The sequence below is a fragment of the Streptomyces sp. NPDC050121 genome (assembly GCF_044460385.1).
Classification (GTDB): Bacteria; Actinomycetota; Actinomycetes; order Streptomycetales; family Streptomycetaceae; genus Streptomyces; species Streptomyces soliscabiei.
The window spans coordinates 100,627-114,954 of the sequence record NZ_JBITJV010000016.1; the positions used below are offsets into that span (position 1 = coordinate 100,627).

A 14,328-nucleotide genomic window follows, 5' to 3' on the forward strand; every position below is an offset into this window, starting at 1 on the left:
CGACGGCCGCGTCGTGGTTGCTGAGTGGGGCCACGACGCATGATGGGGCCGGCCCGAAGTCTTCGGCGGTGGTGGTGTCAGCGCTGCTCGGTGGACAGCAGGGCGATGAGGGTTCGAAGGTCGTCTGCAGCAAGGTTCTTGCGGAGGCTGCGGGCAATCTTCTCTGGGTCTGCCACGGGCACACTCAGTGTTCTGTCGCGAAGGCCTGCTTCCACCATGGCGGCGTGCAGGGAGGGGATGTCACCTGATTGCACGCGGTCGAGGAGGTCCGGTCGGTGTTCTTTGAGCTGGCGCAGGGCGCGTTGTCTGCTGTTGCCCGCAGGGCGGGGCAAACTGTGTACATTGTTAACGTTTTCCGGGTCGTCGTCCCGGGCGGAGGCGGGCGTCGCAGGGCGCCCCGGCCGCCGCTGCAGCTCGGCGTCGAGCAGGGCGAGGGTCGTGGTGTCGTCGGCGGCCAGGCGCCTGACGAGTTCCTCGGTGGCCCCCAGTCCTTTGAGGGGCGGTGTGCAGATGAACTGCAGGAAATCGTCGTAGCGCACTTCCTCTCCCCGCAGGGTCACAAAGTGACGCCACTTGCCGTCCTCCAGAACCTGCCGGAGCAGGCCCGGAACGCTGGCCAGTCCGTTCTTTCCCCGGTCGAGACTGGAGCTGAGGGCGTCGATGACGACTGACCGGGCTCTTAGATCGTCCATGGGAGCTGCGGGCTCGGCTGGGTTCATCGAGGTCCTCCGGCGTCCAGGGATGCGGCCCAGCCGGTGGCGAAGGCAATGCCGTCCTTGGTCTGGGCGATGGTGCCGAACTCCGCGCTCGCACCGGTCTCTCGGTTGACGCGGGCGCGCACCTTGGCGAAGTCATCGTCGTAGTAGCGGCGTGCGATGTATTTGCAGATGGAGTTCAGCTCGTCCTGATACTTCTTGCGGACCCGGAACGCAGCCGTCTGCATCTGCACCGCGGCCGGGGTCGGCTGTAGGGGTTCGTGTGGGACCTGGGCGGGCACGGGCGGCTGGATGCGGCTTCGCGAGATCAGCTTGCGGATGACGGCGACATCGGTCTGGGCCATGCCGTCCTCGTCGATGATGCGCTGCGCAAAGTGGTGGTCCTCCACGGTATGCAGCTCGGAACCCAGGAAGGTCCGTTCCAGCTCGACGTCTTCGACCGAGAAAGAGGAGAAGCCGAGTTGCTCGGTTGCTGCCGCGGCCTGCCCGTCGTCTGCGTCCTTGACGGTGTGAGCGGGTGACGTGTCTGGCCCGGTGCCGCCGGCGGCCTGGGAGGGCAGGCTCAGTCCGCCCGCTTCATAGTCGGCAACCTGCTGTTCGAGTTCAGTGATCTCGTGGACGATGTCCTTGTCGATGCCCTGGGCGAGTTCACGCAGCGCGTCGAGAGAGGGCATGAAGACCACGGCGGGTCCCGAGTCGGCCCGGTCGGGAATCCGCACGACACGTGCGGTGCCCTGGGCGAAGAACAGTTCCGTCTGGGTCCTGGTCAGCCAGACAAGAACCCGCAGGCGGGGGATGTCCACGCCTTCGGAGACCATCCGGATCGCAATGATGTAGGGATCGTCGCTGTCGGTGAAGTCTTCGAGGACCTTGCGCGCGTCAGGGTTCTCACTGATGACGACGGCCGGATCATGACCGGTGGTCTGCTTGATCAGGCGTTCGTAGGCACGGACGTGCTCCTTGTCGTTGGCGAGGATCAGGCAGCCCGCGTTGGGGACCGTGCGGCGGATGGCCATCAGTTCCTTGTGGACGGCCGGCAGCAGATCGGAGAACCATCCGCTTTCCGGGTCCATGACGACGCCCATGAACTTCGAGTGGTCGCTGCGGGAGACGGCCTCGGAGATGCTGGCGCTCATCGGCACCGTCTCCCCGAACGGGAGTTCGTTGACCTTGGCGTCGTAGAAACGGAAGTCCAGTCCGCGGATGACCTGATCACGCACGCCGCGGCCGGTGCCGTAGTCGTAGTCGCGCACGATCCGGCGCACCCCGTCGGGGCCTTGGTGGTAGCGCGCGAACGGGATGCGGTCCATGTCCGAGCGGGTCGGGGTGCCGGTCAGCAGCAGTCGGTAGCGGGCCAGTTCGAACGCGGTCTGCACCGCGATCCCCCAGGCCTTGTTCTCCCCGGTGTGGTGCGCTTCATCGAGGATGACCAGGGTCCGGCGGATCTGCATGGCTTTGCTGAAAGGCGACAGCCGTCTCCTTCTTGCTGGCCAGCAGTCCGAAGGTCACCGATCCGCCGATGAATTCACGGGACTGGCTCAGCGGTTTGCTTCCCTGCATGTCCGGGTTGAGGGCGATTCCGAACTGGGCTGCCTTGTCGGCCCACTGCCGGGTCAGCGCCTCGGTCGGCGACACCACGATCACGAAGTTGATCTGGCCCTGCTGGATCAGGTACTTCGCCACCGCGAGGGCGTACTCGGTCTTGCCGCCACCGGGACACACGGCAGCCAGATAGGTCTCCGGCAGACGGCTCGTGAAGTCCTCGTACGCCGCCTGCTGCCACTCTCGCGGGCTGCGGACCCAGATCTGCGACATGACCGTCCCCTCGTTCTGCGACCCTTCGGCACCGTGACGTCAGCCACCCGCTCCCCGCCCGTGCCGTATCCGCTCACAGGGCAGAACGATCTACCGGCGATTCTGTATCGGGCCGCCACGACTTCCGACCGCCTGTTGTGCGCCTGCGTCCTTCTCGGCTGGGTGCTGGTGCGGGATGGGGCTCTGGATCCGCCTCGCACTGGCTGACGCGGCCGCGCAGGACGGACGGCACGGCCGGCCTCGCCCAGCGGGTGCTGCGCGTGCACACCGAGCAGATCGTCACCCGGGCTGGCATGCCGTGGAGCCCGCATCTGTCCCCCTGTCCAGGCCTCCGCGGCAAACCGCACGGCAGCCCGGGCAGGGGTGGGCGGAGGCGGTGGGTGATGATGATCGGTATGAATGAGCAGTGGGCCGGTGTGGTGGGCGCGGTGGCCGGCGGGGTGTTGGCGGGAGTGCCGGCGCTGTTGAGCGCCTGGTGGAGTCGCCAGAACCAACGTGAGCAGACGCAAGCCCAGCACGTTCTTTTGGCGGGTCAGCTGCAGTCGGCTCATCTGCTGCAGGTGATGGAGCCGCGGCGGCGTGTGTACGGCGACTTTATCGCCGCGGTGCACCAGCTGCGCAGCAAGCTGTACGAGGCCTGGAACAGGGGGCACGGAGACAGCTACGGTCCGTTGCTCGTCGTCCTGGAGGATGAGGAGCTCAGCCGGCGGCTGGAGCATGTGCGCGCCCAGATCGCACTCGAAGGTCCCGAGCCGGTCGTCGCCGCGGCCGAAAGTGTCATGGAACTGGTCGGCACCTTGTATGCCCATGTCTTTTCCGTTGAGGAGAGTGGCATCATGGGCGAATTCGCCGCTGCTGGCGAAGAGGTGGCCGCTCCTGATGAGCTGGCTGAGCTGAAGCAACGGCTGGACGTCATGATCACAGCCGCCCGTCAGGCCCTGGCCGAGCACGGAGCCACCGCGCTGCTGCCATCCACCCGTCTCTGAAGCCGCCCTTTCTCGCGTGCAGTCACAGCCCCTCAGCAGCGTCAGGTTCACACGTGCCCTTGGAGATGGTGACGTTGGTGTCGGGACGGCCGGTAGACCCGGAAGAGGCACGCCAGTTGATGCTGCGTAACGGGTGCAGGCCGAAAACCGCGTTCACCAAGGCCAAGGAGCCCTGGCCGAGTACGTGTGAGCGCTGCGGTGCGGATATCGATCCGACGTACGACAGCATTGCCTCCAAGGCGCGAAGGCTCGGTGACGCGCCACGCGGCTGCAGGAACTGCGCGGACCGTGCGCTGGCCGAGAGATTCCGGCTGGATGAGGCGGAACTGGCGAAGACGATCGCCCTGGCCAACATCAAGCCGCTGGAGCCGTATACGAACAACAGCAGCCGGATGGAATGCATTTGCCTCAACGAGGGCTGTCCGCGCGAGGGCAGACCGATCAAGGTGCTGGTCAAGGCGGTCCGGCGGGGCGCCATGGCGTGCAAGTACTGCGCGCGGCGAGCCATCGACTCCGATGAGGCTGTTGCCGTCATGCGGGAGATGGGCCGTGTGGAGCCCGCCACCGCCTACGTCCGGGTGGATGAGCCGTGGCCGGGCACCTGCCTGCGCTGCCAGCAGCGGGTGCGGCCCCGCCTGCACGACGTGATGCGGGGCCAGGGTGCGTGCCTGCACTGCGCTCCGAACACTCCGCTGACCCCGCAGCAGGCGTGGGAGCGCGCGATCGCCTACCGGTTCCGTCCAAGCGATCCGCAGGCCTTCAAGAACACCAGCAGTCCGTGGCCGGGCACTTGCCTGAACTGCCGCGGCCCGGTGAACCCGGCCCTGGGCAACCTCTATCGCGGGCAGGGAGCCTGTAACTCCCGTACCTGCAAGGTCACTGGATTCAAGGACAGCGCGCCGGGGCTCGTGTATCTGCTGCAGCGGACGTGCGATCCGGCCATGGCGAAGGTCGGCATCTGCGAAGATGCCGCGCGCAATACACGGTTGCAGGTCCACGCGCGCAACGGCTGGGAGGTCGTCTACACCCGGTCGTTCAGGGTGGGGCTGCATGCGCGGCTGGTGGAGGATGCCGTCAAACGGCTGTGGTTTGACGAGCGCGGCTGGAAGAACGGTCGGGCCCGCGGGGAGCGGTGGAGTGACGGTTACACGGAGACGGTGCTCCTCGATGACGCCGAGCGCGACGAGCCGTGGATGGTCGTGACGAGTCTGGCGCTGTGGGCGGATGTCCTGAGCGCGGCCGAGCGTCTGGGCTTCGACCTGGACGAGCAGCGTTTGGAGGCATCCGTGAATTAACTGCCGCGGCGGCGCTGTGCATGCAGCCTGCGCGGCTTCCGACGCGCGGAGGCGTGTGGCGTTGCGCCAGGCTTGCTCGTCGACAGCCTGTGTGCGGTCACCGGGGCCCGGAGTCCTGGAGGGAGCCGCTCCTACCCGGGGGCGATTGAGACCGGTCGCAGATGACCGCGCCGGCAGCCGGCTTCGGCGATGGGTGTTCGCATGCGACCGACTCGGAGGCCACTATGCCTGGAACAAGCGACTTCCTGGGATGAATTTGATCATTTTTGGTGTTTAGTTGCGTAACTGCTGTCGCATGCGGACCATGAATGAGTTCCTGCGCAGGTGTACGGCGTCTTCCTCCAAGTCCCCGCAGCTCTCAGGGGCACCTCGCCACCCGGGCCCGCTGACGGCCGGGGTGGCGTGCCGGAGTGAGGTGCGGACAGAAAAGCGGGCTGACGATGGGGTTGCGTACGGAACAGCTGTGGGCGGTTGCGCAGCAGTGGGCGGGTAACACGGTCCGCCAGCTTCTCGTGCCGGCAGGGGATCTGCAGGTCAGCGATGGACCCGACGGCTCCTTCGTGCACAACTCGTTCGGCCGCTGGGACATCGCCCGGGAGGGGGCGGCGACGTTGAGCGCTGAGCTCCCCGATGGCGGTGGGGGAACGGTCAGTTGGAGAGGGCCGCAGGATCTTCTGGCTCCGCAGACGGTGCTCGCGTCGTACGCGGGTGCGATCGAGTTGCACGATGCGGTGCGGGAGGGCGGCTTGAGGCCGCCGCAGGGCGGGGCCCTGCATGCGGTGATCGGGTACTGGTACTCGACGCTTCCCGAGCCGGGTCTGGTGGTCATGCCGACCGGCACGGGCAAGACGGAGACGATGCTGGCCCTGCTGGTGGCCTGCCGGCCTGAGCGGCTGCTCGTGCTCGTGCCCAGTATCGCGCTGCGGGACCAGATCGCAGCGAAGTTCGAGTCGCTGGGCGTCCTGCAGCAGGACGTGGTTTCCCCCGGTGCGCTGCGGCCGTGTGTGGGCCGGGTGACCCGCCGGTTCACCGACGCGGCCGAGGCGAAGGCGTTCACGGCGGCCTGCAATGTCGTGGTGACGACGCCGCACGTGCTGCACCACTGCACGCCGGAAGCGCGGGAGGCGCTGCTGTCCGCGTTCAGCCACTTGATCGTCGATGAGGCCCACCATGCGCCGGCCTCGACCTGGTCGAGTGTGATCCGGCAGTTCGAGAACCGGAAGGTGCTGCTGTTCACCGCGACACCGTTCCGGGAGGACGGCAGGAAGATTCCCGGGAGGACGATCTTCCGCTACCCGCTGCGCCAGGCCCAGGAGGAGGGGTATTTCACCCCCATCGACTACCGCACGGTACTGAGCCTGGAGGGCAACGACCGCAAGGTCGCTGAGCTGGCGGTGCAGCGGCTGCGCGACGACCTGGCCGCCGGGTTCGATCATCTGCTGATGGCGCGGGTCAATACGGTCAGGCGGGCCCTGGAGGTCTGTGCGCTGTATCAGGAGGTGGCGCCCGATCTTGGTCCGGTGGCGCTGTATGACGGGTTGGCGTCGCCTGCGCGCACCGAAGCGCTGGCGGGGATGCGGGATCGCAGCTGCCGCATCGTGGTGTGCGTGAACATGCTCGGCGAGGGTTTCGACATGCCCGAGCTGAAGGTCGCGGCCGTGCACGACGTCAAGAAGAGCCTCAGCCCGATGATCCAGTTCATCGGGCGGTTCACCCGCGGTGCGTCGGCCGTGTCCGGCCGGATCGGTACCGCGTCCGTGTTCGTGGCCCGTGATCCTGAGGCGGCGTTGTCTCCGCTGCGGGACCTGCTGAAGGAGGACGCGGACTGGAATCTGGTGCTGCAGGACATCACCGAGCAGAGCACGGCCCGCGGCGAAGAGCTCAGCGAGTTCGACGCCTCCTTCTCGGACGTTCCGGATGGCATGGCGGTCAGTGTCCTGGAACCGAAGATGAGTGCTGTGCTGCACCGTGCTCCGTCGGGCGAATGGGATCCGCAGGCCGCCATCGGCCGCTACGGGGAGGAGCGGGTGCTCGGGCAGAGTGTCGCCACCGGCGCCGACGGCCGCATCGCCTGGTTCGTCGTGGAGCATCGCACCCTGGTGGACTGGGGTGCCCCGCAGTTTCTGGAGCAGGTCCTCTACGAACTGGTCGTCATGTACTTCGACGACGCGCGCAGGCTGCTGTACGTCTACGGCTCTCACAAGCGGGGCGACTACACGGAGCTGGCCAGGGCGGTCCTGGGCGGTGACAGCCGGCCCGTCAAGGGACTCGACACGTTCCGGGTGTTCGCCGGACTGGACCGTGTGGTGGCCACCAACGTCGGTCTGCTGGACTCCCATGACCATTTCAACCGCTTCTCGCTGCTGGTGGGCAGCGATGTCTACGAGGCCCTCGACGCGGCGGCCCGCAAGAACCGCAGTCAGACCCACATCGTCGCCTCGGGCCTCGACGACGGCACCAAGGTCACCATCTGTGCGGCTCTGTCGGGGCGCTTCTGGTCTCCGCGCACGGCCCCCAACCTGCTGGCGTGGATGATGTGGTGCGACGAACAGGGCGCCAAGATCCTCGACTCGAGCGTGGACCTCGAGCATGTGATGGCCGGCTTCATCATCCCCGTCGAACAGACCGAACGCCCTGCGTACCCTCTGCTCGGGCTGGAATGGCCCTGGCAGTGGCGCGCCGGTCTCTCGGAGGGTCCGCCCTTCACGTACAACGAGCGGTCCCACCCTGTTGCCGATGTCGGCTTCCGCGTGGACGACTTCGCCGCCGAGGGGCCGCTGCTGTTCTCTCTCCTCTCCCCGGACTGGGAGGTCCCCTACAGCGCCGAGTTCACCGACCAGGGGCTCACCTACTCCCCTCTCGGTGAGGACGCCGTCGTGCGCTACCAGCGCACCCTCATCCCGGCCTCCGAGTGGATCAACAAGCACAAGCCGTATCTGTTCTTCGCCGGCGACCGTGTGCTGGCTCCCGACGACCGTCTGCTCGCGCCGCGCACCGACCTGCCGCCCTTCGACCTGTCCCTGCTGACCCCGCTGGAGTGGAACGGGGTGGACATCCAGGTCGAGTCGATGGGACCGCAGCGGCTGGCGCACTCTGTGCAGCACTACATGTCTCTCCACCTGAGCGGGCAGCAGCACTTCGACGTCCTGCTCGACGACGACGGCGCCAATGAGGTGGCCGACCTCGTCGGGATCTGCGCAGACGAGACGGACATCACCATCACCCTCGTGCACTGCAAGTACTCCCACGAGCCAACACCCGGCCGCCGCGTCGCCGACCTGTACGAGGTGTGCGGCCAGGCCGTGCGTGGTGCGAAGTGGCGGGAGTACGGCGTCGAGGCATTGCTGCGGACCCTGTACCAGCGCGCCGTGAAGTGGGCCGCCCGCAATCCGGGACGAAGCCCGTACGTGATCGGCAGCATCGACGAGCTCTACCGCATCCGGGAGCGGGTGCCTCAGCTGCGCCCCCACATCAACACCGTCATCGCCCAGCCTGGCTTGTCGGCGGCCGCATGCAGCAGCGAGCAGCAGCTCCTGCTGGCCGGAGCCCACTCCTGGGTCAAGGCGGTGACCAAGGGCGCCTTCGTCGTCTACTGCAGCGCTTAGAGCGTCTGTGCGGGCGCCGGCAGCACTGGCTTGGCCAGGGCGAACACGCTCCTTGAGGCGATCGTCGCCCCTGGCTGCAGCTGAGGGACCATGCACGATCAGGCCGGTCCTGCCAGGGGCACGGCGGCGTCAGGCGCGGCGGCAGCGCTCTCGAAGCTCGGATAGGACGGCTTCTTCGCGCGCGTTGATGGCGCCGTCCACCGTGGCCACCCGGTCGGCTACGTCGAGGAGGTCACTCAGATCCCCTCGCTCGGCGTCGATGCGCCGCCACACCTCGGCGGGGTCGAAGTCGACGAGGCTGGCGAGCTGTTCGTCGACGACGTGATGCTGCTCCCGGGCCAGTCTCGTCAGGTGGCGCATCAGCAGCGTCTCATCGTCGGCGGTCTTGGGGTTGGCGCGGATGACGAGCCAGGCGACCCACAGCATCAGCTGCGGGTGCTGACTGCGCCTGCTCAGGTTCTCGGCGAGTTCGATGATCCGCGCTTCGTTGCGGAAGACGGCTTGCGCGTGGCGCCCCGCGATCAGTGTCGTATAGCGGTTCACGGCCACCGCAAGGGGAATGCCGACCCCGGGGATACCGATCTTGATGACGTTGCGCTGCAGAAGAGACTTCCCGACGAAGGGCAGGCCCTTCGCAGCGGTGAGCACCGTTTTGGAGTAGAAGCGCTTGATGACCCGCCGCGTCATGGCCGGGACCACCTTGAGCACGCCTTCCCTCACTACTGCCCCGCTCTTGATCGTGAAGGCCACACGGATGAGCTTCCACATGTCATCGGGGTCGGACAGGTCGAGCGGGGTTCGATAGAGGACGGCAATGTCGTAGGCCAGGCGGAGCTGGAGCCGGGTGACGAAGGCGAGATCGACCATCGTCGTGACGCCGGCAGCGGGGACGGTCAGCGCCGAGGCACCACCGCGGGGGCCGATGGTGGCGGCGATGGTCAGCGTGTAGGCGCTGGCGGAGAACCCGCCCTCGAGTGCGGCATACCGGGCCGCCATCTTGATCCGCTCGTCGACGATGGCGTCCGCGGGCAGGCCCTCATACCGCTTTTGGAAGTACTCCCAGTTGACGGTGTCTGTGTAGGAGGCGAGGGCGTGGGCGCTGAGCTTGGTGAACCAGTCGCCTGACCTGATGTCGTCCGGGCTGAGCCCTGTGACGAACTCCCGCAGCTCGGCTCGCTCATGGGCGACAGCCTCCCGGTCGGTGCTGGCGCCGACGGTGTCATACGGCACTTCGGTCATAGCCAGCACTCCCCGGCGGTTGAGCGTGCAGTGCGGACAGGAAATGCAGCCGGGCTGAACGAAGCCTTTCGCCGGCGCCTCCTGTTGAACCTGAGATGCGGGGGCATCAACTCGCCTGCGGGATGGCAGGCGTGATGGCACGATCATGCTCCACGCGGGCTGTTTCCAGCAGGCGCCGCCAGGACGTGACCGTGGGCCGTCGCCGCAGCAGAGCCCGGCGCTCTCGCTCGGTCATGCCTCCCCACACGCCGAATTCAATGCGCTGGTCCAGGGCGTAGGCGAGGCACTCGGTCCGCACGCGGCAGCCCCCGCACAGCGCTTTGGCGCGGTTTTGCGCGGCGCCCTCGACGAACAGGGCATCGGGCTCAGCCGTCCTGCACAGTCCTTGCGCACTCCAGCCCGTTTCCCCCATGCCGATGCCGCCTCTCCCCTGGCCTGACCTGTGAGTTGCCCAACGTACCGGGCAACAGGCATATGACACTACGCTGTTGAGACAGGCCCTATCCTGCATCCGCCCTGCGGCGTCACCCCTTGGGGTGACCATGCTTGCCTCCCGTACGCGAAGGCGGTAAGGGAGTTGGCACACCCGGCATCGGCATCGGGCGCCTTCTGCGGCGGCCGGGCCCGAATGCCCTGCGACGATCAGCGGGCCTCCTCCGGTGGCAGCCTGGTGAGAGCGCGTACGGCGCGGTGCTTGAGGGTTGTGATGGCGCCATCGCTTCTGCCGTCACGCGGGCGGTCTCGGCAAGCTGGAGCCCCTGGAGGAAGCGGAGCGTGACACACTCCTGTCTGCAGCGGGGCAAGCCGGCGCCCGGCATTGCAGATCCGCGTTCGGCCAGAACTCCAGGACACGGTCCTTCGGGGAGGACTCGGCCTCACCGGCCTCAAGCAGTTCGCCGGTGGTGACCTCCAGGCGGAAACGGCCCGACCAGGGCGTCATCAAGCTGACGTCGTGCCACCCGGATCTGTCGCCTGCCGGCCTGTTGTCATACGCCCTGTTCCGGGAGCTCTCTCACCCGTTGTGCAGGATTCTGGCCTGCGGGAACCGGACATGCGGAGCGGATACCGGCATCGCGGAATCCGGTCGAGGGCCCGCAGCCCATCCGTGGGCGATTCCTCGTCCTGCGGGCTAGCGAGATCTCCCCGTCCTCTGCAACGCACACAAGGCGAGGCGCGCCAGGGCGGCATGCTGGCGAGGGGCCGTGCCCAGCAACAGAAGGCCTGGGCCGGAGAGTTCACCGGCTGGCGTGTCAGTGGCCGCGGTTAACCTCGAAGGCTTACACGGAGGAGGTCGTGTTGACGTACGGTTCGCTGACGCCGGAGGTGCCGCTGGGCCCCTTCGAGGCATCTCCCATCAAGGTCTGGTCCGCGCCGGGCAAGGCCGCCAAGCTGCACGCCCGGGAGGACTGTTCCCGCATACGCACCGGCCGCGTCATGTCGAGCGAGATGCCGCTGCGGGCGGTGGTCGAGCGGATGTGTCCGCAGTGCGCCAGGTACGGGGCGTGGGCGCGGCCGGGGACCGGAGTCGGTCTGTTCCTGGGTGCGCTGACCGGTCTGGGGCTGCTGCACGAACTCGGCAGCTACGGCGAGGCGGACGAGGACACCTTCACCGACGACGAGGTGAAGCAGGCGGCCCTCCTGCTCCTTGAGGCCCCGCAGGATGAGGGGGCCGACCCTGACGCGGACGAGGAAGAGGAGGAGGGCTGGCGTGCGCGGCGGGAGGCTCAGCAGCTGCGCGACTCGGTCGTGGAGCAGTGGCGCAGCGCGGCGGCCAGTCTGCACCGCTCCCATCGCCTCCTTGCTCTGTTTCCCTGGCTGAAGCCCTGGGCCGATGCCCGTATGCGGCTCAAGGCCGATCATGTCGCTGCGCTCCAGCAGCAGGCTGGGCACCTGCTCTCCCGGGAAGCGCTCACAGCGGCGGCCGGCGTGGCGGCCATGGGCCCCCCGGACCTGCCGGCCGAGGATCCGGCGTTCGCCCTGCTGGGCACGCCCACGGCGGTGGCGCAGGAGTTGGCCTCGCTGTGGCGGCGGTGGAGCCGCCAGGCCGCCGACAGCTGGGAGCACCCTCGCGAACACGGCAACCTCGCCTACGGCCTCGTCCGCAGGGTCAGCGGCCGGCGCAAAGGGTGGGATGCGGCGCTGGAGCGCGCCGAGGAGCTGGTGACGGCCTGGACGCTGGCGCTGCAGGCGGGTGCGGCAGGTGAGCAGGACGAGCGGATGCTGCTGGTCCGACTCCCGGAGCAGGGGCTGGATGATCCGCTCAGCCGTGAGGAGGCTTTCCTTGGCCGTCTGAGCGAGTGGGAGCTGGGCGTGCTCGCCTGCTGGGCCACCGAAGCGGACTGGGAAGGGCTGACCGTGACCCTGCAGGTACCCGAGCCGGTCGCGGCCCGTCTGCTGTCCCAGCCTTCGGCTCTGTCGTGCCTGACGCCCGAGCAGACCCACGCCGTGCAGGACGCGGAACCCGAGGAGCCCGTCGAGACGGTGGGACCCGGAGTGTTCGACGACACGCCGGTCAGCGAGCGGCGTCCGGTCACCCCAGGTGATCTGCGGGCCCTGCGTACCATCTCGCGGCAGGTGGACCAGCTGTATCTGGTGCTGTCCTTCGAGGCCGGACCTGAAGTGTTGCCGCTGTCCGTGCTGGAGGCGCGGGTCGCTCACGGAGGCCAGTACGTCGTCGTGGCGGCTGCCGGTGATCTGCCCGACCAGCTGGTGACGGCCCGGCGTGAGGAGCTCACAGCCGCCACTGTGGCGGATGATGATCCGGTCTGGATGCCCCGCATCCACCAGCCCGCTCACCCGGACTTCGGCCGCCGCCTGGGCACGGCCGACGGTGAACGGCTGGTGGTGCGCCTGGCCCATGGGCGCTCGCACCCCGATGCAGCACTGCGCTGTCTGCTCCTTGCCCGCGCAGTGGTGGATCTGCGCGACCTCGCAGAGCGGTATGACGCGAGCGGCGAGCGCCGTGATCTTGTGCCCTTCCCTGTGTGGGACGGCCTGCTGGCCATGGAACAGCTGGATCTGCAGCCCTTTGCGCCCGTCCGGGAGGACGGTGCAGGGCGCGGGGGGTCAGGTCTGCCGCTGGGCGTGCTGGCCTCCGCGCAGCTGTACACGACGGATGCCGCAGGCCAGTTCGAGGGCCGGGCCCACTCCCCCGGCTGCCAGCACCAGGGCCGCGACCGTGGTCTCAGCCGGTACTACGACCTGGTGAGCGTCAAGCAGATGCTGGGCACCGAGCGGTTCGACCCGTGCAGCAAGTGCGGCGGCTACGCCACCCGCCGCCTGTCGACAACGCAGGTCTCCTACTACCGTGCCGCGCACCAGGTGCACGACCTCGCCCGACAGGTCCGGTGGGTCCTGGACCACCCCAACCTGGAAACGGACACCGCCTCGCTCCTGGCCGAACTCAAGGAATGGGACGCCGCCGCCTCGCCTGACACCTGGTTCGACGCAAAAGACGAGGAGAGGCAGTGGAACCGCTTCATCCGCCGCCTGCTGCAGCAACTGGAGGCGGCAGTCAACCGTCCCCGGCCGTCGTGAGACGAGGTCTCGGGCCACATCCGCCCGGGACTCTCCGTCGAAACGGCTATGGGGTTCCCCGGCGACTGTGCTCAGGCCGCCACCGGCATCAAAGGTGAGGCCTGGGGGCGCTACCACTGTTTGCGCAGCGCCTTGATCACGCTCGTGTGCGTGGGGCCCAGGCCGCGCAGTTGCTTCATGGTGCGCCGCAGGTTGTAGGAGTCGGGTTTGACCAGCGGCCGGGTTCGTACGGCGACCAGGTGCGGGTTGAGAAGGTAGTTGGTGGTCAGGACGGTTGCCCCGTGTGCCAGGAGGAATTCAAGTACGCGCAGTTGCTTGTCGCTGTTGCGAGACAACCGGCTGAGTGCTGACAGCGGGACCACCGTGACGTTGCCGTCCTTGACCTGCTGCATCATCGCCAGCAGTGCCTGGTCGAAGCGCGGGTCGATGGCCGAGGCGATGACGCTTTGCCCAGCGGGCAGATTTTTAACACGGGTGGCCTGTTCGGCATGGGTCTTCTCGTGGCTGCCCGGCAGGCTCGGTACAGGCGCCTGGGGCATGGTGTAGGTGCGCTCGGTGTCGTCGGATGCCATCAGGTCGGACAAGGCGGTAAGGCATGCCCAGGCCCGGGGATACTTCGCGTCGACTCCGCCCAGCGTGTTGTTGCTGACCGGCGTGCCGGTTTCTTCAAGCAGTTGAGCGAGCGGTCCGGTGGCGGCCTGGGTGATGGCTGTGATGTCGGGATCACTCAGTGGTCCGCCCAGGGCGTGGAACTCCTCCAGGCGGCTGTTGCGCACTGCTACGACCACGGCAGCCCACAACCAGGCAGGGGCCGACAGCGGCCGATGCTGCGAGACCTCTTCGATGAACGGTGTCACCACTACGTCGAAGTAGTCGACAGGCAGTGCATTCAGCATCCGCGCGCGGCGGATCACATCTACGGTGACGCTGTGGACGTCACCGTCACTCAGTCCTGCACCGGTCAGCAGCTCGGGCAGGGCGCCGCGGCAGAACTCCCGTACGAACACGCTGTTGTTGATGTTTCTGTCGGCTGTCGCTGTCATGCCGACAGCACCCCCTTGTGTTCCATTTTCTCCCCGCGGGCACTCTAGCGGGAGATGATCCGGCGGCACGGGCCAGCGAGAAAAAGCCGGAT

At 67.6% G+C, this 14,328-nt stretch carries 10 protein-coding genes and 1 pseudogene; 4 read left to right on the top strand and 7 right to left on the bottom strand.

The window, feature by feature from the left end; translation table 11 throughout:
• Nucleotides 1–77: 77 nt before the first annotated feature.
• From ACIBTS_RS24515 to ACIBTS_RS24525, 3 genes are read right to left on the bottom strand one after another with little or no spacing between them, the layout of a single operon-like run.
• The gene (locus ACIBTS_RS24515; protein WP_399322133.1) at nt 78–719 is read right to left on the bottom strand and encodes a hypothetical protein; all 642 of its coding nucleotides are present in this window, start codon (nt 717–719) and stop codon (nt 78–80) included.
• A complete protein-coding gene (locus ACIBTS_RS24520; RefSeq protein WP_399322134.1) occupies nt 716–2,167 on the bottom strand; it encodes a DEAD/DEAH box helicase in 1,452 nt (483 codons plus the stop codon). Before ACIBTS_RS24520 ends, ACIBTS_RS24515 begins: the two co-directional genes overlap by 4 nt.
• Nucleotides 2,133–2,531 (bottom strand): DEAD/DEAH box helicase family protein, encoded by a 399-nt coding sequence (locus ACIBTS_RS24525; protein ID WP_399322136.1) that lies wholly within the window; start codon nt 2,529–2,531, stop codon nt 2,133–2,135. Before ACIBTS_RS24525 ends, ACIBTS_RS24520 begins: the two co-directional genes overlap by 35 nt.
• A gap of 395 nt (nt 2,532–2,926) precedes the next feature.
• On the opposite strand from ACIBTS_RS24525, the gene ACIBTS_RS24530 reads away from it, so the two are divergent.
• The 3 genes from ACIBTS_RS24530 (at nt 2,927) to ACIBTS_RS24540 (ending at nt 8,417) form a co-directional block, all read left to right on the top strand.
• Nucleotides 2,927–3,517 carry a hypothetical protein gene (locus ACIBTS_RS24530; protein WP_399322137.1) on the top strand — a complete coding sequence of 197 codons (591 nt, stop codon included), beginning with the start codon at nt 2,927–2,929 and terminating at the stop codon, nt 3,515–3,517.
• 53 nt (nt 3,518–3,570) lie between these two features.
• The gene (locus ACIBTS_RS24535) at nt 3,571–4,812 is read left to right on the top strand and encodes a hypothetical protein (RefSeq protein WP_399322139.1); all 1,242 of its coding nucleotides are present in this window, start codon (nt 3,571–3,573) and stop codon (nt 4,810–4,812) included.
• A gap of 440 nt (nt 4,813–5,252) precedes the next feature.
• Nucleotides 5,253–8,417 carry a DEAD/DEAH box helicase gene (locus ACIBTS_RS24540; protein ID WP_399322140.1) on the top strand — a complete coding sequence of 1,055 codons (3,165 nt, stop codon included), beginning with the start codon at nt 5,253–5,255 and terminating at the stop codon, nt 8,415–8,417.
• Between the two features lie 129 nt (nt 8,418–8,546).
• Here the strand turns inward: ACIBTS_RS24540 and ACIBTS_RS24545 are convergent, their stop codons facing one another.
• From ACIBTS_RS24545 to ACIBTS_RS24555, 3 genes and pseudogenes are all read right to left on the bottom strand, one after another.
• Nucleotides 8,547–9,797, bottom strand: coding sequence for a hypothetical protein (locus ACIBTS_RS24545; protein WP_399322141.1), 1,251 nt, complete (start codon nt 9,795–9,797; stop codon nt 8,547–8,549).
• Nucleotides 9,763–10,068: a WhiB family transcriptional regulator gene (locus ACIBTS_RS24550; RefSeq protein ID WP_399322142.1), complete on the bottom strand. Its 306-nt coding sequence runs from the start codon at nt 10,066–10,068 to the stop codon at nt 9,763–9,765. Before ACIBTS_RS24550 ends, ACIBTS_RS24545 begins: the two co-directional genes overlap by 35 nt.
• Nucleotides 10,069–10,298: 230 nt before the next feature.
• A pseudogene (locus ACIBTS_RS24555) lies at nt 10,299–10,584 on the bottom strand (RNA polymerase sigma factor); the annotation flags it as partial.
• Between the two features lie 368 nt (nt 10,585–10,952).
• Here ACIBTS_RS24555 and ACIBTS_RS24560 point away from each other — a divergent pair.
• Complete coding sequence (locus tag ACIBTS_RS24560; RefSeq protein ID WP_399322143.1) at nt 10,953–13,193, top strand: hypothetical protein; 2,241 nt, start codon at nt 10,953–10,955, stop codon at nt 13,191–13,193.
• Nucleotides 13,194–13,303: 110 nt separating this feature from the next.
• Here ACIBTS_RS24560 and ACIBTS_RS24565 read toward each other — a convergent pair whose 3' ends face one another.
• Complete coding sequence (locus ACIBTS_RS24565) at nt 13,304–14,236, bottom strand: recombinase family protein (protein ID WP_399322144.1); 933 nt, start codon at nt 14,234–14,236, stop codon at nt 13,304–13,306.
• Between the last annotated feature and the right edge of the window lie 92 nt (nt 14,237–14,328).

Coding starts and splice junctions, on each gene's coding strand:
- ACIBTS_RS24550 (WP_399322142.1), bottom strand. CDS start 10,068: ATGGGGGAAACGGGCTGGAGTGCGCAAGGACTGTGCAGGACGGCTGAG.
- ACIBTS_RS24515 (WP_399322133.1), bottom strand. CDS start 719: ATGAACCCAGCCGAGCCCGCAGCTCCCATGGACGATCTAAGAGCCCGG.
- ACIBTS_RS24565 (WP_399322144.1), bottom strand. CDS start 14,236: ATGACAGCGACAGCCGACAGAAACATCAACAACAGCGTGTTCGTACGG.
- ACIBTS_RS24520 (WP_399322134.1), bottom strand. CDS start 2,167: ATGCAGATCCGCCGGACCCTGGTCATCCTCGATGAAGCGCACCACACC.
- ACIBTS_RS24525 (WP_399322136.1), bottom strand. CDS start 2,531: ATGTCGCAGATCTGGGTCCGCAGCCCGCGAGAGTGGCAGCAGGCGGCG.
- ACIBTS_RS24540 (WP_399322140.1), top strand. CDS start 5,253: ATGGGGTTGCGTACGGAACAGCTGTGGGCGGTTGCGCAGCAGTGGGCG.
- ACIBTS_RS24530 (WP_399322137.1), top strand. CDS start 2,927: ATGAATGAGCAGTGGGCCGGTGTGGTGGGCGCGGTGGCCGGCGGGGTG.